The 20,691-nt window shown below is 64.5% G+C and carries 17 protein-coding genes; 12 read left to right on the top strand and 5 right to left on the bottom strand.

Annotation, left to right across the window (positions count from 1 at the left end; genetic code table 11):
- Nucleotides 1-76 precede the first annotated feature (76 nt).
- Complete coding sequence (locus tag AC1RKE_RS09685; protein ID WP_082382699.1) at nucleotides 77-1,120, bottom strand: sugar kinase; 1,044 nt, start codon at nucleotides 1,118-1,120, stop codon at nucleotides 77-79.
- 19 nt (nucleotides 1,121-1,139) lie between these two features.
- Nucleotides 1,140-1,898 carry a 2-dehydro-3-deoxy-D-gluconate 5-dehydrogenase KduD gene (kduD, locus tag AC1RKE_RS09680; protein ID WP_348683449.1) on the bottom strand — a complete coding sequence of 253 codons (759 nt, stop codon included), beginning with the start codon at nucleotides 1,896-1,898 and terminating at the stop codon, nucleotides 1,140-1,142.
- Between the two features lie 224 nt (nucleotides 1,899-2,122).
- Between kduD and AC1RKE_RS09675 the strand changes: the two genes are divergently transcribed.
- Nucleotides 2,123-2,785 (top strand): RpiB/LacA/LacB family sugar-phosphate isomerase, encoded by a 663-nt coding sequence (locus AC1RKE_RS09675; RefSeq protein ID WP_182714294.1) that lies wholly within the window; start codon nucleotides 2,123-2,125, stop codon nucleotides 2,783-2,785.
- 55 nt (nucleotides 2,786-2,840) lie between these two features.
- Here the strand turns inward: AC1RKE_RS09675 and AC1RKE_RS09670 are convergent, their stop codons facing one another.
- Nucleotides 2,841-3,890: a LacI family DNA-binding transcriptional regulator gene (locus AC1RKE_RS09670; RefSeq protein ID WP_224764259.1), complete on the bottom strand. Its 1,050-nt coding sequence runs from the start codon at nucleotides 3,888-3,890 to the stop codon at nucleotides 2,841-2,843.
- Nucleotides 3,891-4,193: 303 nt separating this feature from the next.
- Here AC1RKE_RS09670 and AC1RKE_RS09665 point away from each other — a divergent pair, with 303 nt between their 5' ends.
- The 3 genes from AC1RKE_RS09665 (at nucleotide 4,194) to AC1RKE_RS09655 (ending at nucleotide 7,317) form a co-directional block, all read left to right on the top strand.
- Nucleotides 4,194-4,895: a 2-keto-4-pentenoate hydratase gene (locus AC1RKE_RS09665; protein WP_395941947.1), complete on the top strand. Its 702-nt coding sequence runs from the start codon at nucleotides 4,194-4,196 to the stop codon at nucleotides 4,893-4,895.
- Nucleotides 4,896-4,978: 83 nt separating this feature from the next.
- Nucleotides 4,979-6,265 (top strand): MFS transporter, encoded by a 1,287-nt coding sequence (locus AC1RKE_RS09660; RefSeq protein ID WP_152950316.1) that lies wholly within the window; start codon nucleotides 4,979-4,981, stop codon nucleotides 6,263-6,265.
- A 53-nt stretch (nucleotides 6,266-6,318) separates the two neighbouring features.
- Complete coding sequence (locus AC1RKE_RS09655; protein WP_201462657.1) at nucleotides 6,319-7,317, top strand: alpha/beta hydrolase; 999 nt, start codon at nucleotides 6,319-6,321, stop codon at nucleotides 7,315-7,317.
- Nucleotides 7,318-7,322: 5 nt separating this feature from the next.
- On the opposite strand, the gene AC1RKE_RS09650 is transcribed toward AC1RKE_RS09655, so the two are convergent.
- Nucleotides 7,323-8,879, bottom strand: coding sequence for a carboxylesterase/lipase family protein (locus tag AC1RKE_RS09650; RefSeq protein WP_395941949.1), 1,557 nt, complete (start codon nucleotides 8,877-8,879; stop codon nucleotides 7,323-7,325).
- Nucleotides 8,880-9,181: 302 nt separating this feature from the next.
- Between AC1RKE_RS09650 and AC1RKE_RS09645 the strand changes: the two genes are divergently transcribed.
- A complete protein-coding gene (locus AC1RKE_RS09645; RefSeq protein ID WP_348683179.1) occupies nucleotides 9,182-12,037 on the top strand; it encodes a TonB-dependent receptor in 2,856 nt (951 codons plus the stop codon).
- Between the two features lie 149 nt (nucleotides 12,038-12,186).
- Here AC1RKE_RS09645 and AC1RKE_RS09640 read toward each other — a convergent pair whose 3' ends face one another.
- A complete protein-coding gene (locus AC1RKE_RS09640) occupies nucleotides 12,187-13,551 on the bottom strand; it encodes an MFS transporter (protein ID WP_287395441.1) in 1,365 nt (454 codons plus the stop codon).
- A gap of 213 nt (nucleotides 13,552-13,764) precedes the next feature.
- On the opposite strand from AC1RKE_RS09640, the gene cyoA reads away from it, so the two are divergent.
- The 7 genes from cyoA to AC1RKE_RS09605 are packed head-to-tail and all read left to right on the top strand — an operon-like array spanning nucleotide 13,765 to nucleotide 20,653.
- Nucleotides 13,765-14,979 carry a ubiquinol oxidase subunit II gene (cyoA, locus tag AC1RKE_RS09635; protein ID WP_348683178.1) on the top strand — a complete coding sequence of 405 codons (1,215 nt, stop codon included), beginning with the start codon at nucleotides 13,765-13,767 and terminating at the stop codon, nucleotides 14,977-14,979.
- A gap of 13 nt (nucleotides 14,980-14,992) precedes the next feature.
- On the top strand, nucleotides 14,993-16,993 hold the full coding sequence (gene cyoB, locus AC1RKE_RS09630; RefSeq protein ID WP_333896477.1) for a cytochrome o ubiquinol oxidase subunit I: 2,001 nt from the start codon (nucleotides 14,993-14,995) through the stop codon (nucleotides 16,991-16,993).
- A gap of 3 nt (nucleotides 16,994-16,996) precedes the next feature.
- Complete coding sequence (cyoC, locus tag AC1RKE_RS09625; RefSeq protein ID WP_333896476.1) at nucleotides 16,997-17,623, top strand: cytochrome o ubiquinol oxidase subunit III; 627 nt, start codon at nucleotides 16,997-16,999, stop codon at nucleotides 17,621-17,623.
- Nucleotides 17,620-18,015, top strand: coding sequence for a cytochrome o ubiquinol oxidase subunit IV (gene cyoD / locus AC1RKE_RS09620; protein ID WP_152950309.1), 396 nt, complete (start codon nucleotides 17,620-17,622; stop codon nucleotides 18,013-18,015). Before cyoC ends, cyoD begins: the two co-directional genes overlap by 4 nt.
- Nucleotides 18,016-18,057: 42 nt before the next feature.
- The gene (locus AC1RKE_RS09615) at nucleotides 18,058-18,786 is read left to right on the top strand and encodes an SURF1 family protein (RefSeq protein WP_333896475.1); all 729 of its coding nucleotides are present in this window, start codon (nucleotides 18,058-18,060) and stop codon (nucleotides 18,784-18,786) included.
- Nucleotides 18,783-20,120, top strand: a complete 1,338-nt coding sequence (locus AC1RKE_RS09610) for an ATP-binding protein (protein WP_333896474.1) — start codon at nucleotides 18,783-18,785, stop codon at nucleotides 20,118-20,120. The genes AC1RKE_RS09615 and AC1RKE_RS09610 overlap by 4 nt, the downstream gene beginning before the upstream one ends.
- Complete coding sequence (locus tag AC1RKE_RS09605) at nucleotides 20,117-20,653, top strand: response regulator transcription factor (RefSeq protein WP_054765832.1); 537 nt, start codon at nucleotides 20,117-20,119, stop codon at nucleotides 20,651-20,653. Before AC1RKE_RS09610 ends, AC1RKE_RS09605 begins: the two co-directional genes overlap by 4 nt.
- Nucleotides 20,654-20,691 lie beyond the last annotated feature (38 nt).

Genomic DNA, 20,691 nt, shown 5'->3' with positions numbered 1-20,691 from the left:
CGGCCGGTTGGAGACTCAATCAAGCACGACTGACACCGGTTTCCTAGGGGAGTCTTGACGGGATCCGGCTTGGGATCTAACGGCGAATGTCGAACCCGTTGTCACCCATGGCCGCCCGCACCTGATCGGCCGAAAACAGGTTGAAATCGCCCGGAACCGAGTGTTTCAGGCCGGCGGCCGCCAAGCCGAAATCCAGCGCCTGCTGATCCGACCAGCCGCTCCAGAGCCCGAACAGCACGCCGGAAGCGAAGGCGTCGCCACCGCCTACCCGGTCCACGACACCGGCCATGTGCAGGGCGTCCGCCTGCGTTTCGACGATCCGTCCACCGTCTCGCGTCAGCATCACCGCTGAAAGCGCCTGGTCGGCGACGCTGTCTTGCACCCGCAGGGTGCAGGCGATGCGTTGAAGACGAGGAAAGGCGTCGAAGGCGGCCTTTGCGGCCTCGCGACGCCGGACGGCCGGGTCGGCGTCGTCGAACCGCGTCCTCAGCACCAGGCCGAAGTCACGATCGTCAGCAAAGGCCAGGGTCGCGCCGCTCAGCATGCCGCCCAAGACCCTCGGGGGATCGCCGTCCCATTGCTCCCACAGCTTTCCGCGGAAGTTGCCGTCATAACTGACCTTAACCCCCAGGCGCGCCGCAGCGTCTATCAGGGCGACGGCGGCGGACGAGCCGTTAGGGCCCGTAGCCGGCGTGACGCCGGACGCGTGCAGCCATTCCACCCCGTCCAGCAAGGCGTCCCAATCGAACGCCGTATGGACATGTTCGACGAAGGCGGAGCCGGCGCGGTCGTACAGGACTTCCGATGGGCGCCTTACGGCCCCAGGGGTGAGGAAGTACAGGCCCATTCGACCGGCCTTGAACACGACCGTCGAGGTATCGACGCCGTGTCGGCGCACTTCGTCACGCGCGGCGCGACCCAGGACGTTGTCGGGCAAGACTGTCGCCAAACCCGTGGGGGCGCCGAATTGGGCCAGGGAGACCGCGACATTCGCCTCCGCGCCCCCTGGACGGACCGTCAGGGCGGGAGACTGCAGAAGCAACTCGTGCTGATTGGGCGAAAACCGCAGCAGCATCTCGCCGAAGCAGAGGATGCGGCGGGGAGATGCGCTGTGGGTCATGCTTCAGACTAGCCGTCGCTCAGCGCGCCTGCCAACCGCCGTCGACCGGCAGGATGGCGCCTTGGACATAGTCGGACGCTCGGCTCGCCAGGAAGACGGCGGCCCCGCCGAGGTCCGAAGGCTCGCCCCAGCGGCCGGCCGGGATGCGGCCCAGGATTTCAGCCGAGCGGACGGGGTCCTCGCGCAGCGCCTGAGTGTTGGCAGTGGCGAAATACCCAGGCGCAATGGCGTTGGCGGTGATGCCGTGCGGCGCCCATTCGTTGGCCATCAGCTTGGTCAGGCCGGCCACGCCCGACTTGGAGGCGGTGTAGGAGGGCACCCGGATGCCCCCCTGGAAGGAAAGCATGGAGGCGATGTTGATGATCTTGCCGCCTTCGCCCTGTTTGATGAAGTGACGGGCCACGGCCTGGCTGAGGAAGAAGACGGTCTTCAGATTGATGTTCATCACCAGGTCCCAGTCGGCCTCGGTGAAGTCCACGGCGTCGGCGCGGCGGATCAGGCCCGCATTGTTGACCAGGATGTCGATCCGGCCCATCGCCTCAAGGGTTTCCTGAACCACGCGCTCGACCGGTTCGATCGAGGTCAGATCGGCGCTGACCGCATGAGCGCGGCGTCCCATGGCCTTCAGCTTGGCGACCGTGTCGTCGGAATCCGACAGGGCGACCGAAACGATGTCGGCGCCGGCTTCCGCCAGAGCCAGAGCGATTCCCTGGCCCAAGCCCACATTGCCGCCGGTGACCAGGGCGACTTTTCCGGTGAGGTCGAATGGAGTGGTCATATTGTGTTTCCTCTGGTCTGCGCCTTTTGCGACGCCGTTTAGCGGGTGTGATGCGGCAAGGGCGAATGTTCCGCTCTGTCAGCCTCGCCGCGAAATCGATCCGGGTGACCTTGCATCTCTCCCCATGTGGACTAGGTAACCGGTGTCATATTATGATGCAATCCATTAGCCCATAATCGCGCGACATGGTTCGATGTCGCCTGAACTCGCCTTGAGGAGTCCCCATGAAGATCGCGCTCATTATCGAAAACAGCCAGGCCGCAAAAAGCGAGACGGTGCATGCGGCTCTGTCCGCCGTCGCGGAGCCGCTGGGGCATCAGGTGTTCCACTATGGAATGTACGCCGCCGAGGATAAGGCGTCGCTGACCTATGTGATGAACGGCGTGCTGACCGCCATCCTGCTCAACTCCGGCGCCGCCGACTTCGTGGTGACCGGTTGCGGCACCGGCATGGGATCGATGCTGGCCTGCAACAGCATGCCGGGCGTCTTCTGCGGCCTGGTCATTGATCCGACCGACGCCTTCCTGTTCGGCCAGATCAATGACGGAAACGCCATCTCCATGCCCTATGCCAAGGGGTTCGGTTGGGCGGCGGAGCTGAACCTTCAGGACGTGTATCGCAAACTGTTCGAGGGCGAGCGCGGCCTGGGCTATCCCAAGGAACGTGCGGAGATCATGCGCAAGAACCGAGGCGTGCTGCGCGATCTGAAGGCCGCATCCTGCAAGGACATGCTGACCGTGCTGAAGGAGATGGATCAGGACTTGCTGAAAGCCGCGATCGCGGGCGAGCGGTTTTCCGAATACTTCTTCGCCAACGCTACGGACGAAGGTATTCGTGATTATCTGAAGGGCGTTCTAAGCGGCGCGAAGGCTTTGGAGCCCGCATAAGGCCAAGGCTCGGCCGGCGCGTGAACTGCGCCGGCCGCCTCTGGGAAAGGCTTTTTCAAGCCGCAGGAATAGCGGATTTCCGCACCACGAGAGCAGGTCGGACTTCCGGCTGCTTCAACTGGGCCGCATCCACGCCGCGCATGGGCGCCAGAAGCTTCTCGGCCGCCATGCGGCCCATGTCGCGAATCGGCAGGCGGACGGAGGTCAAGTTCGGCCAGACCCGCGCGGCCATGGGCAGGTCGTCGAACCCGACGATCGACAGGTCGCGCGGCAGCTCCAGCCCCCGCTCGCGGGCGGCCTGCATGATCCCGATCGCCATGTCATCGTTGAGGGTGAAGATGGCGCTGGGCGGGTGGGCCAAGGAAAGCAGGGCGTGGCCGGCTTCAACGCCTGATTCAAACGTATAGGCGCCCTTGAAGTCGTATTCGGACGCCAGTGGAATCCCGCGCGCCGACAGGGCGTCGAGAAAGCCCTTGCTTCGCACCGCCGATGATCGGAACAGGTCCGGCCCGCGAACCAGACCGATCCGCAGGTGGCCAAGGTCGGCAAGGTGATTCGCCGCCTCAGCCGCCCCTATTCCGTCGTTCGTCACCACCATCGACGCCGGCTCATCCAGGGCCACCGAGGCGATCCGGACATAGGGGCAATCCAGTTCGCGCAGCAGCGCGATGACCGCCTCGTCCTCAGACACCGACGGGGGCATGATGACGCCATAGAGCCTTTGCCGCTCCACGAAGCCTCGGATGTCCTCAAGCAGAGTAGGGGAGTTGCGGTTGCAAGGGTGGACGACAAGTTCCAGCCCCGAACCCTTCAGGGCGTCCAGCACGCCTTGCTGCATATTGACGACATAGGTCGGACTGGGGTTGTCGTAGATCAGGCCGATCAGGAAAGAGCGGCGGAACGCCAGCCCGCGCGCCTGGGGATCGGGCGTAAAGCCCAACGCCTTGATGACCGCATTGACTCGTTCCCGCGTGTCCTGGCGCACGAACGGCGACTGGTTGATCACGCGCGAGACGGTCTTTTTGGACACTTCCGCCACGCGGGCGACGTCGTTGATGGTGGCCCGCTTAGCCGTCTTGCCGGGGCGCGGATCGTCTTGAGCCAAGGTGCGGCTCCTTCCTTCTTGTCGAGCTTCAGCCATAACGCCGACTCGCGTCGGACGCTACAAACCTCTTCAAAGCGCATTGACACCGGTTTCCTCCCTCGCTCTTATCGCGGCCTGTTTGCGAGGCCTTACCTTGATCCGCACCTATTCATTCGTGAGCGTCGCGTCATGAGCGCGACGCCGATCGCCGAAATCGGGACGGCCTCTGTCGCCGTGGAGCCGGATAAGATCGCAGCGCGGTTCGTGGCGGCGCGACTGGCCTGCCGCGCCACGCCGGACTATCCAGGTCGGATTCCCGAAAACATGGCCCAGGCCTATGCGATCCAGTCCGCCGCCATAGAGCGGTTTCCCGACAAGGTCGTCGGATGGAAGGTCGGCGGAGTGCCGCCTTCACAGCAGCCGGAGTTGGGGGTTCACCGACTGGCCGGCGCCATCTTTGCACGCAATGTTTGGGCGAGCGCTGAAGGCGCCGCGACGGCGTTGCCGGAGATCGAGGGCGGCTTTGCAGCCGTCGAGTCCGAGTTCATCGCCCGCATCGGTCATGATCTGGACCCCGACAAAACGGATTGGAGCTTGGCGGACGCCGTCGCGGCGATCGACAAGATCTTCGTGGGCGTCGAGCTGGCGGGCAGCCCCTTGTCGGCGATCAATGACCTGGGCTCCGCAGTCGTCGCCTCAGACTTCGGCAACAACGGCGGCCTGATCATCGGGCCTGAATTGGCGGATTGGCGCGAGCGGCTGGAAGCGATCGAGGTCGAAACCTTCGTCAACGGCGAGAGCGTCGGTGTCGGAGGTTCTGCGTCGCTTCAGGGCGGCGCAATGGAGTCCGTCCGTTTCTTGGCCGAGCATTGCGCCCGATGGGGCCGACCGCTGAAGGCCGGCATGTTGATCTCCACCGGCGCCGTTACCGGCGTACACCGGGTCCATGCAGGGGATCAGGCCGTATGCGTATTCAGGGGCGTTGCCGAACTCCATTGCTCGGTCGTGAGGGCTGAAGCGCAGTAATCTTCTTAAACACGTCAACCTGGCCGCCGTTGAGGGACGAGAGAGCCGGGACGCGTGAGGAACCATCAGGAACGGGAATAATCATGACCGACGCGTCAAGCGCAGGACCGATTGAGATCAAGGCGCCGTCGCCGGGCAAGTATCGGTGGATCATCATGTGGCTGCTGTTTGCAGCCATGGTCATCAACTATGTCGATCGCCAGATGATCGGCTTCTTGAAGCCCATGCTGTCAACCGAGTTCGGTTGGTCGGAGACCGACTACGCCGACATCGTCTTCTGGTTCCAGGCCTCCTACGCCGTGGCCTATCTGCTCTGGGGCCGGATCATGGACCGCGTCGGCGCGCGCTGGGGCTTGGGCGTGGCATTCGGCATCTGGCAGATCGGCCACATCCTGCACGGCGCGGCGCGGGATCTGTCGCACTTCATGATGGCGCGCATGCTCCTGGGCGTCGGCGAGGCCGGCGGATTCCCTGGAGGCATCAAGGCCGTCGCCGAGTGGTTCCCAAAGAAGGAACGCGCCCTGGCGACGGGCCTGTTCAACGCGGGCACCAATATCGGCGCCATTGTCACGCCCCTGATCGTTCCGGGTCTGGTTCTGGCCTTCGGCTGGCAACTGGCCTTCGTCATCACCGGCCTGCTGGGCCTAATCTGGCTGCCGATCTGGCTCCTGGTCTATCGCCGGCCGCGCGAACAGAAGCGGCTGTCGGCTGCCGAGCTGGCCTATATCGAGCAGGATCCTGCCGATGTCGTTGAAAAGGTCAAATGGACCAAGCTGTTGGGCGTCAAGGAAACTTGGGCCTACGCCCTGGGCAAGTTCCTGATCGACCCCATCTGGTGGATGTTCCTGTTCTGGCTGCCGGACTTCCTCGGCAAAACCTACGGACTTGATCTGAAATCCTTCGGCCCCCCGCTGGTCGCCATCTACCTGTTGTCGGACGTGGGATCGGTCGGCGGCGGCTGGCTGTCGTCTCGCTTCATGCACCGCGGCATGAGCGTCAATAGGGCCCGCAAGATCACCATGCTGATCTGCGCCCTGTGCGCCGTCCCGGTCGCTTTCGCCGCCATGGCGTCCAACCTCTGGGTGGCGGTCGGCATCATCGGTTTGGCCACTGCGGCCCACCAGGGCTTTTCGGCCAATCTCTACGCCCTGCCGGGCGACGTCTTCCCGCGCTCGGCGGTCGGTTCGGTCGTCGGGATCGGGGGCATGTTGGGGGCCATCGGCGGCATGGCGATGGCGAAGTACGCCGGCTATGTGCTGGAGCAGATCGGCACCTATACGCCGATCTTCATCGTGGCGGCTTCAGCCTATCTGATCGCCCTGTTGGTGGTGCATCTGCTTTCGCCGAAGTACGCTCCGGCCAAGGTCTGATCAAAGCGCGGCCGGACGATCACTCGTCCGGCCGCTTCTTTTTGGATGAAGAGATGAAGCTGCTTCGAAGACATCTGCTCGGCCTGGTCTTGGCCGCAGGCGGCCTGGCCTTCGGACGACCGGCGGCGGCCGAGGCTTTCTCTGCTGGAGAGCGGCAGGCGGCCGCGCCGCCCGACCCCGACGAAACGATCCGGTTGTGGCCCCGCGGCGCGCCGGGCGGGGAGGGGGTGCGGCTCACGCCGATCGTGCCGGAGCGTTCGACCGATCCGGCTTTTCACGACCGCTACGCCCAGTACACCGATGATCCTATGCTGACGGTCTTTCGGCCGGCACGACCCAACGGCTCGGCCCTGCTGTTGATTCCGGGCGGCGGCTACCGTTGGGCGGTTCTCGACAAAGAGGGCTACGACGTCGCCCGCGTCTTCGCGGCGACCGGTACGACCTGTTTCGTGCTTCGCTACCGACTTCCGGCGGATGGTTGGGCCGCCGGGCCGGACGCCCCGCTACAGGATGCGCAACGGGCGATGCGGCTGATCCGCTCCCGCGCGGACGTCTATGGAGTGGACCCGGCGCGGATTGGCGTCCTCGGGGCCTCTGCGGGCGGGCATCTCGCAGGATTGCTCAGCGCCAGGCGCGATGAGACCTATCCCGCCATCGACGCCGAAGACGCCGTTTCGCTAAGGCCCGACCTGACGGTCTTGATGTACCCGGTGGCCACCATGGCTGACCCCCACGCCCACCAGGGTTCGCGAACCCATCTGCTGGGCCAGGCTCCTGCAGCGGACCAGATCAGGGCCTATTCTCTGGAGGCGATGGATTGGCGGGACGCCGCGCCGGTTTTCATGCTTCACGCCATGGACGACCTGGCGGTCCCGGTCGAGAACAGCCTTCAACTGTTGAGGACGCTGAAGGCTGCGGCCGTGCCGACGGAGGCACACCTCTTTCAAGAAGGCGGCCACGGCTTCGGCGTACGTCTGATCCAGGGCCGGCCCGCCCAGGTCTGGCCTGACTTGGTCCGGGCCTGGGCCGGTCGGCTGAACGTGCCGCTCTAGGCGGGTCAGGTTCCGGGCTGGATATAGGGAATGGCGGCGAAGAAGGCGCGCTCGTCGCCCCTGGGATCGTTCGCCATGCGTGGCTCGACATCAAACAGCAGAGTCTGGCGCTGTGGCAGTTCGTAACGGTCCCAGCGCGGCAGGCCCGGGTGGTTCGGATCACCGTCCCGCGCCAAGGCGGCGAATGCCTTTCGCATGGCCGCTGAGACGGTCTCGGCGCCAGGACCGTTCACGCGGGATTCGGGCGAGGCGACAGTTCCGAAGACCAGGGGGATGTCCGCCGTGTGGAAGGCGCCCTTGCGGCCAGAGGCCATGACGCCGGGAAAGTCGAGCTGATAGACCCAGGCGGGCGCGCCGGCCTTGGCGCGTTCCTCGGCCTCGATCACCGAGCCACGCCAGGAGCGGCCGGCCGTGGTCGCGGCGATCAACACCTGGTCGGGCGACCAGTCGGGATGCATGCGACGATAGGCGTCGACGACGACCTCGGGCGCGACGTCGATCCGCATGACGGACGGCGTCAATCGGCCCGGCAGCGTGTCCCAGGTCAGGTCTTGGTTTTTGGGATCGTCGCCCATGAAGCCCAGCGTCTCCTCGCGCGTATTGCCGATGATCATGGGCGTCTTGAGACCCGAGGACGCGGCGTCCGGATAGAAGGGATGTCGGGGCAGGGCGCGGAAATCCAGGACCGGGCCGAAATACAGCCCGCCGAATCCGAGAATCGGGTCCTGCACCGCCTGGGCTTCGAGCAGGCGCTCCACCGGCAGGGTCGCCGCTTCGGCCGCGCGATCGGGTGTCAGCCCCAGGGCCTTCAACCACGTCACAGCGCGAGTGGTGGCGTTGATCGGTCCGGACGCCGTGACCTGCTGACCGCTCATGGTGGCGGCGCAGTGGAACAGGCCTTCCGCCGCCGGCATGGCCATCAGGGTGGCGATCTTCGCGCCGCCGCCGGACTGGCCGAACAGCATGATCCGATCGGGATCGCCGCCGAAAGCCGCGATATTGTCGCGAACCCATCGCAGCGCGAGGATCAGGTCAAGCTGACCGACGTTTCCAGAGTCTTCAAAGCCCGGAACGAGCCGCCCCAGATAGGCGTAGCCGAAGGCGTTGAGGCGATGATTGAGCGTGACCACGACCACGTCCTCCTCTGCGGCCAGTCGCGAGCCGTCATAGAGGGGATGCGAGCCCGAGCCGGTGGCGTAGGCGCCGCCGTGGATATAGACCATCACCGGCCGCCGAGCGGCGTCGGCGCCGGGGGTCCAGACGTTCAAGAAGAGGCAGTCTTCGCTTTGGTTGGGTTCATCCCCGCGTTGGGGAGCGGCGGCGCCGAACTGGACGGCGAGGACCGGCGTCCGCCAAGGCACGGGCGGTTCGGGCGGCCGAAATCGCCGTGTTGGGGCTCCGTAGCGAATCCCCTTGAAGACGCTGAGCTCCCTTTCCCGCAGACCGAGGACGGGCCCAGCCGTCGTCGTCACGCGCGGCGCCGAGGCGCGCGGCCCTGCCGTCGCCGTTTGCGCTATAACGGCGGCGGACAAACCCGCCGCTAAGGCCGTTCGCCGCGTCATGGGCGTCTGTCCTGCGGAACTGCTGGAGAGGGGCTGCTTCAACCTGATGTCCTTCCCTGTCGCCGGTGTTCTGTCGCCCGGTCGGTAATGGTCGGCAAGGCCGCCTTGCCTATGATGCGCGGGCCTCGAAAACCCGTCAGACGTCCGTCTTGCAATAGAAAGGCGACTGTGCGTACAACAACTATGACACCGGTAGCAGTACTTTGGCAAACCAAAGCTGACACCGGTGTCGTCCGCCAGCAGCGGGCGGCTGAACGGAGGCGGTTGATCTCCGAGGGCCATGAACGGGAGGAGAAAACCAAATGACCCCACGCCAGAAATTCGCCCAACGCGCCCTGACCGCGACCGCATCGCTCGGCGCCTTGACCCTCGCGCTGATGGCGCACGACGCCGCCGCTCAGGCGACCGAGACGGCGCCCCAGCCGCAGAACGCCACTGAGGTTGATGAGATCGTGGTCACCGGTTTTCGGGCCAGCCTTCAGAACGCCCTGAATATCAAGCGACGCGAGGCTGGCGTGGTGGACGCCATCTCGGCCGAAGACATCGCTGATTTCCCTGACACCAACCTCGCCGAGTCGATCCAGCGTATTCCCGGCGTGTCCATTGACCGCGACGCCGGCGAAGGCCGCACCTTGACCGTCCGGGGTCTAAGTTCGGAGTTCACCCGGACGCGGATCAACGGCATCGAAGCCCAGGCTTCCACCGGGGCGACCGATTCTTCCGGCGGCGTCAACCGAGGGCGGGGCTTCGATTTCAACGTCTTCGCCTCGGAGCTCTTCAACAATATCACGGTGCGCAAGACCTCCTCGGCCGAGGTGGAGGAGGGCTCATTGGGGGCCACGGTGGACCTTCGGACCAGCCGACCCTTCGACAAGATGGGCTTCCAAGGCGCGCTGTCTGGCCAGTACGGCTACAATGACCTGTCGGAAGACTGGAGCCCCCGCTTCGCGGGCCTGATCTCCAACACCTGGGCCGACGATCAGCTGGGCGCCCTGTTTTCCATCGCCTACAGCGAACGTGAGAGCCTCGAAGAAGGCTTCAGCTCCGTCCGTTGGGGCCCGGCCAGCGCCGACGGGGGTTTCCAGAACGGCAGCGTCCTGCCCAGCCCGGCGAACACCTATCATCCGCGTATTCCGCGCTACGGCAGCCTTGAACATGGTCAAGAGCGGCTCGGCGCGACCCTTTCGCTTCAGGCGCGGCCCGGCAACGGGCCGACCCTGTTCACCCTGGATATGCTCTACTCTAAGTTGGATTCGACCCGCAGCGAGAACTTCCTGCAAGCCTGGTCCCTCAGTCGAGGGGCGGATCAAGGCGGCAAGCCCCAGGTGGATATCGTCGATTTTGCAATCGATCCCGACACCGGCGAGATGACCTATGCCCGGCTCGACGACATGGACATCCGCAGCGAGCAGCGGTTCGACGTCCTGGAGACTGAGTTCAAACAGATGACCTTTGCGGTCGAACACGAGTTCTCGGACCGACTGAGGTTCAACGGCCTGATTGGGCGCGCGGAATCGAGCTTCGGCAATCCGGTGCAGGTCAGCGCCATCATCGACCGACAGAATGTCGACGGCTACTCCTATGATTTCCGGGAAAATCGCAATCTTCCGGCCATCAACTGGGGCTTTGACGTCACCGATCCGACGCAATGGTCCATCGTCGGCCCGACCGGCGCCCAGCCCCGGTCCGAGCTGCGCTCCAGCGCCAACTTTCAGGACAATGTCTACACCACCGGCGAAGCCAATTTCGCGTTCGAGCTGAGCGAGCGCCTGACGCTGAAGGCGGGCGTCAGCCGCAAGGAATATGAATCAAGCAGCCGGGCCTTTGCGCGTGTGGCGAATGGCGCGCCGGCGCTTCCGGCTGGGGTGACCATGGCGGATGTGACGGATCTGCGGACCGGGTTCGGCAAGAATCTGGACCTGCCCGCCGGGGCGGCGACATCCTGGATCCGTCCGGACCTGGAGGCGCTGCAGACCGTCTGGGATTATCGTTGCAACTGCGACACCGGGGTGGCCGGCGGCGACTTCCGTCTGGTCGGGTTGAACGGCAACCCTTCTACCTACGGCAACTGGCGCGAGGTGACGGAGACCGACACGGGCGGCTTTGTTCAGGCGGACTGGAATCTGGAGATCATGGGCCTGCCGGTCCGCGGCAATGTCGGCGTGCGTCAGGTCAAGACCGAGGTCGAAGCCCTGGGCTATTCGAACGTCGGCGGGGTGGCGACGCCGGTGACGGGCGAGAACGAGTACGACGACACCCTGCCGTCGCTGAACGTCGCGGTTGAGCCGATGGAGGACCTGATCGTCCGCTTCGGCGCCGCCAAGGTGATGTCGCGTCCGCCGGTCACCAGCCTTGTTCCGGTGTTTGCGCTGAGCGCGGTCAACGCGTCGAGCAACACCGCCTCGCTTGGAAACGTCGAACTGGAGCCCTATCGCGCCAAGACCTATGATCTGTCGGTCGAATATTATTTCGCGCCCGAAGCCCTGCTGTCCTTCGCCTATTTCTACAAGGACATCTCCACCTTCGTGCAGACGACCCAGCAGACCCTGACCTACGGCGAACTGACGGCGCTCAATCCTGTGGCCTTCCCGGCGGTCTCCACCCGGCCGCCCGGTTCGCCCTATGTGTTCAGCACCCCCACCAATACGAAGGGTGGACCGCTGAAGGGGTTTGAAATCAGCTACCAGCAGACCTTCAGCTTCCTGCCGGGGCCGCTGTCCAATATCGGCGCACTGCTGAACTATACCCACGTCGAGTCTGAGATCGACTACTGCACCACGGCGAGCTGCGCCGTCATCGTGACCGAGGACCTGGTGAACCTGTCGCCCGAGGCTTGGAACGCCACCCTCTACTACGACGACGGCAAGCTGAACGCGCGGATATCCGCCGCCTACCGCGACGCCTATTACCAGAATGTCCCGGGTTCAAACGGCGCGGCGGGTCTGATTCCGTTCCAGGGCAAGTCTGAGACGACGACGATCGACGCCTCCGCCTCTTACAATCTGACGGACAGCCTCAGCTTGTCGGTTGAGGGGCTGAATCTGACGGACGAGGAAAACCGTCAGAACCACGGCGACTTGGGCGGATCCCGCGACAGCACCTATGTCTACCACCACACCGGCCGCCAGATTTACATCGGGGCGCGCTACCGCTTCTGATCGACGGGCCTTCCCGTCCATCGTGCGGCCGAACGGGCGATGCTTAGGCATCGCCCGTTTTGCATGAAAGGCTCTGGGTTTGGCCTTTACGCAGTAAGAACCCCGGTCCGCAGGGCGGACCGGGGTTGGAAGGTCAGGCCGGTTTATGATCAGGCCTTTGCGGCCCGTTGCTTATCCGAGGCGCTGCGGGCCAGCTCGCGGTTCAGCCACAGGGCGACCAGGGTGCAGATTGCGCCGGACAGCAGATAGGCGCCGGCGGCGATCAGGCCGAACTGGCTGGAGATCCACAGGGCGGCGAGGGGAGCGAACCCGGCCCCGAACAGCCAAGCCAGATCTGACGTCAGGGCCGAGGCCGTATAGCGGTTCGCCAGGGAGAAGCTGGAGGCCACCGGACCCGAGGCCTGGCCGAATGACAGGCCCAGCAGGATGAAGCCGGAGATCATGAAGGTCAGCTCGCCGATCGCGCCGCCGTTCAACAGTTGAGGCGCAAAGCCCGAGAAGGCGGCGATGCCGGCGGCTGTGATCGCCAGCAGGGTCCGGCGGCCGTAACGGTCAGCCAGAAGACCCGAGGCCAGGATGGACAGAAGACCGAAGGCGGCGCCGACCATTTCGATCAGCAGGAAGCGCACCGGCGTCTCCTGCGTGAACAGGAAGACCCAGGACAGGGGGAAGACGGTGACCATGTGGAACATGGCGAAGCTGGCCAGGGGCGCGAAGGCGCCGATGGCGATGCGCGGACCCTCGGCCTTAACAGCGGTGTGGACCGGCACCGGCTGAAGTTCGCGCGTCTCGAACAGCTTCTGGAAGCTGGGGGTGACGACGATCCGAAGCCGCGCGAACAGGGCCACGACGTTGATCGCGAAGGCGACGAAGAACGGATAGCGCCAACCCCAATCCAGGAAGTCGGCGGCCGACAGGGTGTTCAGGAAGAAGGCGAACAGGGCGGAGGCCACGATCAATCCGATCGGGGCGCCCAACTGCGGGATCATGGCGTACCAGCCGCGCCGGTTCTCCGGCGCGTTTAGGGCCAGAAGCGAAGCCAGCCCGTCCCAGGCGCCGCCCAGGGCGACGCCCTGGCCGATGCGGAAGACGGCGAGCAGGACCGCCGCAGCGATGCCGATCGTCTCATAGCCGGGCAGGAAGGCGACCGCGACGGTCGAAGTGCCCAGAAGGAACAGAGCGGTCGTCAGCTTGGCGCCGCGCCCGAACTTCTGGTCGATGGCGATGAAGAGCGCGGTGCCGAGAGGCCGCGCCAGGAAGGCCAGGGCGAAGACGGCGAAGGACAGCAGGGTGCCGCCGATCGGACCGGCAAAGGGAAAGATCAATTGCGGGAACACCACGACCGAGGCGATGGCGTAGACGAAGAAGTCGAAGAACTCCGACGTGCGGCCGATGATCACACCAATGGCGATCTCCCCGGCGTCCACCTTGCCATGGCTATGGTCATGACGGGCATGGAGGGCGGCGGCGTCGCGTTCCAGCGACTCTGACGAGGGGGTCGTCGAGGCGGACATGGGCTGGCATCGCTCCGTAAAACGGGTAAAATTGGAAGATCACGGCTCAGACGCCGTATTATGACCGCGCGCCCTTTGCGATGAAAGGCGGTCCGAGGGGATAGGACAGATTGTCCAATGTCGTTCCGCATCGAAGCTGACTATCGGGCCGAATTCGAACGCCAACCGTCGCGACTCCTCCCCCTTGTCCGACGTTTTCCGATTGGAGCCGTCTTGCGCCTTCTGCGCCTACTTCTGCTCGCGCCCCTGGCAGCCGCGCTGTCGGCCTGCGACCTGGTCGTCCTGAAACCTGCAGGCGACGTCGCCCAGCAGCAGGGCGACCTGTTGATGGTGTCGACCCTGCTGATGCTGCTGATCATCGTGCCGGTGATGGCTCTGATCGTCTTCTTCGCCTGGAAGTACCGGGCGTCGAACAAGGAGGCCGAATATCAGCCCGACTGGGACCACTCGACCCATCTCGAAGTCGTGATCTGGGCGGCGCCGCTGCTGATCATCATCTGCCTGGGCGCCCTGACCTGGGCGGGCACGCACCTCCTGGACCCCTATCGCCCGATCGACCGGATCAAGCCGGGGCAGGCCGTGGCCGAAAACGTCGAGCCCCTGCAGGTCAATGTGGTGGCCCTGGATTGGAAGTGGCTGTTCATCTATCCGCAGTACGGCGTGGCGACGGTCAATGAACTGGCTGCGCCGGTGGATCGCCCGATCCGGTTTCACATCACCTCCTCCTCGGTGATGAACTCCTTCTATATTCCGGCCCTGGCGGGTCAGATCTACGCCATGCCCGGCATGGAGACCAAGCTGCACGCCGTGATCAATCGACCCGGCGACTACGAGGGCTTTTCGGCCAACTATTCGGGCGACGGCTTCTCGCACATGCGCTTCGTCTTCCACGGGGTCGATCAGGCCGGTTTCGACGGTTGGATCGCCGGCGTGCGGCGCGGCGGCCAGGTTCTAGACCGTGAACGTTATCTGGATCTGGAAAAGCCCAGCGAAAAGGTCCCTGCCCTCTATTTCGCCAATGTCGAAGGCGGCCTGTGGGACGCCATCCTCAATATGTGCGTCGAGCCCGGCAAGATGTGCATGGGCGAGATGATGGAGATCGACCGCAAGGGCGGCCTCACCATGGCTTCGGTGCGCAACACCATGCCGCTGGTCTACGACAAGTACGCCGGCCGCGGGAAGAACGCCGCCATCTTCGGCTCTGACGACAGCTATGTGATGACCATCTGCACCCCCTTGCAGGCCGAGGCGGCCGCCGCAGAGCGTATTCGCCGCGCTGAATTGGATTCGGTCAGCGCCCCGGTCAGCCTGGCTCCTTTGATGAGGCAGGGCCTGTCGCTTCAGGGACAGCCGATGGCGGCGCTGTCCCGATCACAACAATCGACGGGGGCGGTTTCGACCGACGTCCGTTCCGCCCCCAACGCTTGAGCGAACACAGTCGATGAACGCTGACACCCTCATTCCCCTTATCTTCGGGCGGCTGACGCTCGAGGCCCTGCCGCATGAGCCGATCGTGCTCGCGACCATGGTCGTCGTCGTGCTCGGCGGGGCCGCCCTGGTGGGCGCCCTGACCTATTTCAAACTGTGGGGCTATCTCTGGAAGGAGTGGTTCACCACCGTGGACCACAAGAAGATCGGGATCATGTACATGATCCTGGGTCTGATCATGTTCGTGCGCGGCTTCGCCGACGCGATCATGATGCGCCTGCAACAGGCCATGGCCTTCGGCGGATCCGAGGGCTATCTGAACGCCCACCACTATGACCAGATCTTCACCGCCCACGGCGTGATCATGATCTTCTTCGTGGCCATGCCGCTGGTGACGGGCATCATGAACTATGTCGTGCCCCTGCAGATCGGCGCGCGCGACGTGTCCTTCCCCTTCCTGAACAACTTCAGCTTCTGGATGACGACGGCCGGCGCCGTCATCGTCATGGCCTCTTTGTTCGTCGGCGAGTTCGCCCGGACGGGCTGGCTGGCCTATCCGCCGCTCTCGGGCATCGGCTACAGCCCCGGCGTCGGCGTCGACTACTATATCTGGGCGCTTCAGATCGCGGGGGTGGGGACCACCCTGTCCGGCATCAACCTGATCGCCACCATCGTGAAGATGCGCGCGCCCGGCATGGGCATGATGAAGATGCCGGTCTTCACCTGGACTTCGCTGTGCACCAACGTGCTGATCGTGGCGTCCTTCCCGGTCCTGACCGCCGTCCTGGCCCTGCTGACGCTGGACCGTTACGTCGGCACCAACTTCTTCACGAACGACTTCGGCGGCAATCCGATGATGTACGTGAACCTGATCTGGATCTGGGGTCACCCGGAGGTCTACATCCTGATCCTGCCGCTGTTCGGGGTCTTCTCGGAGATCGCCTCGACCTTCTCGGGCAAGAAGCTGTTCGGCTACACCTCCATGGTCTACGCCACGGTCGTCATCACCATCCTGTCTTACCTGGTGTGGCTGCACCACTTCTTCACCATGGGCTCAGGCGCCTCGGTGAACTCCTTCTTCGGCATCACCACGATGATCATCTCGATCCCGACGGGCGCGAAGATCTTCAACTGGCTGTTCACCATGTATCGTGGCCGCATTCGTTTCGAACTGCCGATGATGTGGCTGGTCGCCTTCATGCTGACCTTCGTCATCGGCGGTATGACGGGCGTGCTGCTGGCGGTGCCGCCGGCCGACTTCGTGCTGCACAACTCGCTGTTCCTGATCGCCCACTTCCACAACGTCATCATTGGCGGCGTGTTGTTCGGCCTGTTCGCCGCCATCAACTTCTGGTGGCCCAAGGCCTTCGGCTTCAAGCTGGACAAGTTCTGGGGGATGGTCAGCTTCTGTTGCTGGGTGCCCGGCTTCTGGCTGGCCTTCGCGCCCCTGTACGTTCTGGGTCTGATGGGCGTGACGCGCCGGATGCGCGTGTTCGACGATCCGTCGCTGCAGATCTGGTTCGTGATCGCGGCCATCGGCGCGGGCGTCATCGCCCTGGGCATCGCCGCCATGTTCATCCAGTTCGCGGTCTCGATCATCAATCGCGACAAGCTGCGCGACACGACCGGCGACCCTTGGGGCGGCCGGACGCTGGAATGGGCGACCTCTTCGCCGCCGCCGGCCTATAACTTCGCCTCCACCCCCGTCGTCCATGACGCCGACGCCTGGTGGGACATGAAAAAGAAGAAGTATCAGCGCCCGCTGAGCGGCTACAAGGCCATCCACATGCCCTCGAACACGGGCGCCGGCGTCATCATCTCCGGCCTGTGCCTGGTGATGGGTCTGGCCCTGGTCTGGTACATCTGGTGGCTGGCGGCGCTAAGCTTCCTGGGCGTGCTGGCGGTCTCGATCGCCCATACTTTCAACTACAAGCGCGACTACTACATCCCTGCGGATGAGGTCCGCGCGACCGAAGAGGCGCGCACCCGCCTCCTGGCCGGAACGGAGGCCTGATCCATGAGCGCGACGGCGATCAAGATCGACGACCCGAACGTCTTCCACCTGGAAGAGGAGCCGCATCACGAGGAAGGCTCCAGCACCATGCTGGGCTTCTGGCTCTATCTGATGAGCGACTGCCTCATCTTCGCGATGCTGTTCGCCGTGTTCGGCGTCGTGGGGGGCAACTATGCCGCAGGTCCCGGACCGAAGGAGCTGTTCGACCTGGAGCTGGTAGCGGTCAACACCGCCATGCTGCTGTTCTCGTCGATCACCTACGGCTTCGCCATGCTGGCGATGGACAAGAACAAGACGCGCCAGACGCTGATCTGGCTCGCCGTCACTGGCCTGTTTGGTCTGGCCTTCCTGGGGATCGAGCTCTACGAGTTCGCCCACCTGATCCATGAAGGCGCGACGCCGCAACGCAGCGCCTTCCTGTCGGCCTTCTTCACCCTGGTCGGCACCCACGGCCTGCACGTGACCTTCGGCATCATCTGGCTGGTGACGCTGATGGTCCAGGTCAGCGGGAAGGGGCTGATCCCCGCCAACAAGCGCCGCCTGATGTGCCTGTCGATGTTCTGGCACTTCCTCGACGTCATCTGGATCGGCGTCTTCACCTTCGTCTATCTGCTGGGCATGGTTCGATGAGCGCCGACAAGAACGACCACTCGCCGGAGTCCCACGACACCGACCACCTGGGCCACGAGGGGCATAATCACGGCTCCTTCAAGAGCTATCTCATCGGGTTTGTGTTGTCGGTGATCCTGACGGCCATCCCCTTCTGGCTGGTCATGACCGGGGTCCTGCCGACCCAGGCCACCGCCCTGATCGTCATGGCCTTCGCCGTGGTGCAGATCGTGGTCCACATGATCTACTTCCTGCACATGAATTCGAAGTCCGAAGGGGGCTGGACCATGCTGGCCCTGATCTTCACGATCATCGTCGTGGTCATCGCCCTGTCGGGCTCGCTGTGGGTCATGTATCATTTGAACACCAATATGATGCCCTCCACCCATGACATGAGCCAGATGTCCTCCTGAGAGGACGGCTAGGAGACCACCATCCAGGCCCGGCAGTCCATCGTGCGGCGTACTTCCCCGGTTCTCCTCTGGGCCGGGCTAGGGGCGGCCCTGCTGTTCGCCGGCTTCGTCGCCCTTGGCGTCTGGCAGCTCGAGCGGCTGAGGTGGAAGACCGAGCTGATCGCACAGGTGGACGCCCGTGTTCACGCCGCCCCTCAACCGGCGCCGGGCCCCGCCGCCTGGGCGACGCTGTCTCAGGCCAATGATCAGTACCGACGGGTCATGGTCCGCGGCGTGTTCGATCATGGCCGCGAGACCCTGGTTCAGGCGGTGACCGACTATGGCGCCGGCTTCTGGGTTCTGACGCCGCTGCGAACGACGCAAGGCTTCACCGTTCTGGTCAACCGGGGCTTCGTTACCCCCGAGAGGCGCGCGCCCGAGACTCGAAGCGGCGCGCAGGTGGGCGGTCCGCAGACCGTCGTGGGTCTTTTGCGCGTCACCGAGCCCGGAGGCGGCTTTCTTCGCGCCAATGATCCCGGCGCGGGGCGCTGGTATTCGCGCGACGTCGCGGCCATTGCGGCGGCGCGCGGCCTGTCGAACGCCGCACCCTATTTCATCGACGCCGACGCCCGACCGAACCCGGACGGATGGCCGCGCGGCGGATTGACAGTTATCGCCTTTCCGAACTCTCATCTCGTCTACGCCCTCACCTGGTTCGGCATGGCCTTGCTGACCCTGGTCGGATACGGCGTGTTGGCGCGCGAAACGCGACGCCGACGGGCGGCGCCATGAATTCGGTCTTGCAGCGCCTGTTCGGAATGGGCGACTGGCGCGAGACGGCGGTGTCTCAGGAAGCCGTAAACCGCCGCAATCTTCGCCTTCTGGTGCAGTTGCGATGGCTGGCCGTGGCGGGACAGATCGCCACCATCCTGATCGTCCACTTCGTCATGGATATTCGGGTTCCGATCGGCTGGCTGCTGATCGCCCCGGCCGGTCTGGTGGTGGTGAACCTGATCAGCATTCCATTGACCCAGAGGCGCGACGCCATATCCGATCAGGAACTGATGCTGGCGCTTCTCGCCGACGTCGCCGCCCTGACGTGGCAACTGTTCCTGACCGGCGGCTCGACCAATCCGTTCGTCGCCCTTTATATTTTGCAGGTGGTCCTGGGCGCCGTGCTTCTGGCGCCGGCCTATGCCTGGTCGCTGATCGTCGTGACCAGCCTGTGTTTCGCAGGCTTGGGTCTGTTCAACCGGCCGCTCGACCTCCCTGGGGAGCATGGCGGGGGCTTAAGCCTCTATTTGGCGGGCGGTCTGATCTGTTTTCTGCTGATCGCGGTGTTGTTGGTGCTCTTCATCACCCGGATCACCGAGAATCTGAGAGCCAGGGACGCCTATCTTGCGGACATTCGGCAGCAGGCGACCGAGCGGGACCACATCGTCCGCATGGGGTTGCTCGCGTCCGGGGCGGCCCATGAGCTGGGGACGCCCCTGGCCTCCCTCTCGGTCATCCTCAGCGACTGGCGTCGCATGCCTCTGCTGAAGGCCAACGCCGATCTGACCCAGGACATGGAGGTGATGCAGGCCGAGGTGGAGCGCTGCAAATCCATCGTGACCGGTATTCTGATGTCGGCGGGAGAGGCGAGGGGACAGGCGCCGACCCAAACCACCCTGGTGCGATTTCTGCGCGAGGTCGCCGACGGCTGGGGCGCGCGGGACAGCCGCGTGAAGGTGGAGCTGACGCCGTGGAACGGACTCGATCCACGGATCATCGCCGACCCGGCCCTGCGACAGGTTCTGAGCGTCCTGTTCGACAATTCGGTCGAGGCGGGCGCGCGGCGGGTCATCGTCACGCCCACGGTGACCGAAGGCTGTTTGCAGGTCACGCTGCGGGATAATGGGCCGGGCTTTCCCGCCACGGTTCTTGAGCGGCTGGGCAAGCCCTATAATACGACGAAGGATCGCCCTGGCGCGGGCCTGGGCCTGTTTCTGCTGGTCAATGTGATCCGCTCCCTCGGCGGCGTGGTCGAAGCGTCCAATCCCGCCGCAGGCGGGGGAGAGGTGCGGCTGACCGTCCCGATCGACGTACTGGCGCCGGAGGATAATTCTGCTGGAGAACTTCCATGAGCGATGAAGCCCCCGTGCTGTTGATCGTCGAGGACGACGAGTCCTTTTCGCGCACCCTGCGGAAATCCTTCGAGCGTCGCGGCTACACTGTCGTCAGCGCCGACGGCCCCGACCAGATGGGCGAGGTTTTGAAGACGCATCGGCCCGGCTTCGCCGTAGTGGATCTGAAACTGGGGGGCGCCTCGGGCCTGGCCTGCGTCTCCACCCTGCATGCACTGGACCCCGAGATGAACATCGTCGTTCTGACCGGCTTCGCCAGTATCGCGACGGCGGTGGAGGCCATCAAACTGGGCGCCCGCCACTATCTGGCCAAGCCGGCCAGCACCGACGACATCGAGGCCGCCTTCGGCAAGGCTGCAGGCGACGCCGATACGCCGCTGACTACTCGCCCCACCTCCATCAAGACTCTGGAATGGGAACGCATTCACGAGACCCTGGCTGAGACCGATTTCAACATCTCAGAGGCCGCCCGCCGCCTGGGCATGCACCGCCGCACCCTGGCGCGAAAGCTGGAGAAACGCCGCGTCACCTGATCGACAGGCCGAGGTCGTCGCCGCATGCGAAAGGCGGC

The sequence above is a fragment of the Brevundimonas sp. GW822-FHT03E11 genome, assembly GCF_058801445.1.
This window is presented reverse-complemented; position numbering and strand designations above follow the sequence as displayed.

Coding starts and splice junctions, on each gene's coding strand:
- AC1RKE_RS09685 (WP_082382699.1), bottom strand. CDS start 1,120: ATGACCCACAGCGCATCTCCCCGCCGCATCCTCTGCTTCGGCGAGATG.
- kduD (WP_348683449.1), bottom strand. CDS start 1,898: ATGACCACTCCATTCGACCTCACCGGAAAAGTCGCCCTGGTCACCGGC.
- AC1RKE_RS09675 (WP_182714294.1), top strand. CDS start 2,123: ATGAAGATCGCGCTCATTATCGAAAACAGCCAGGCCGCAAAAAGCGAG.
- AC1RKE_RS09665 (WP_395941947.1), top strand. CDS start 4,194: ATGGCCCAGGCCTATGCGATCCAGTCCGCCGCCATAGAGCGGTTTCCC.
- AC1RKE_RS09660 (WP_152950316.1), top strand. CDS start 4,979: ATGACCGACGCGTCAAGCGCAGGACCGATTGAGATCAAGGCGCCGTCG.
- AC1RKE_RS09655 (WP_201462657.1), top strand. CDS start 6,319: ATGAAGCTGCTTCGAAGACATCTGCTCGGCCTGGTCTTGGCCGCAGGC.
- AC1RKE_RS09650 (WP_395941949.1), bottom strand. CDS start 8,879: ATGACGCGGCGAACGGCCTTAGCGGCGGGTTTGTCCGCCGCCGTTATA.
- AC1RKE_RS09645 (WP_348683179.1), top strand. CDS start 9,182: ATGACCCCACGCCAGAAATTCGCCCAACGCGCCCTGACCGCGACCGCA.
- AC1RKE_RS09640 (WP_287395441.1), bottom strand. CDS start 13,551: ATGTCCGCCTCGACGACCCCCTCGTCAGAGTCGCTGGAACGCGACGCC.
- cyoB (WP_333896477.1), top strand. CDS start 14,993: ATGAACGCTGACACCCTCATTCCCCTTATCTTCGGGCGGCTGACGCTC.
- cyoC (WP_333896476.1), top strand. CDS start 16,997: ATGAGCGCGACGGCGATCAAGATCGACGACCCGAACGTCTTCCACCTG.
- cyoD (WP_152950309.1), top strand. CDS start 17,620: ATGAGCGCCGACAAGAACGACCACTCGCCGGAGTCCCACGACACCGAC.
- AC1RKE_RS09610 (WP_333896474.1), top strand. CDS start 18,783: ATGAATTCGGTCTTGCAGCGCCTGTTCGGAATGGGCGACTGGCGCGAG.
- AC1RKE_RS09605 (WP_054765832.1), top strand. CDS start 20,117: ATGAGCGATGAAGCCCCCGTGCTGTTGATCGTCGAGGACGACGAGTCC.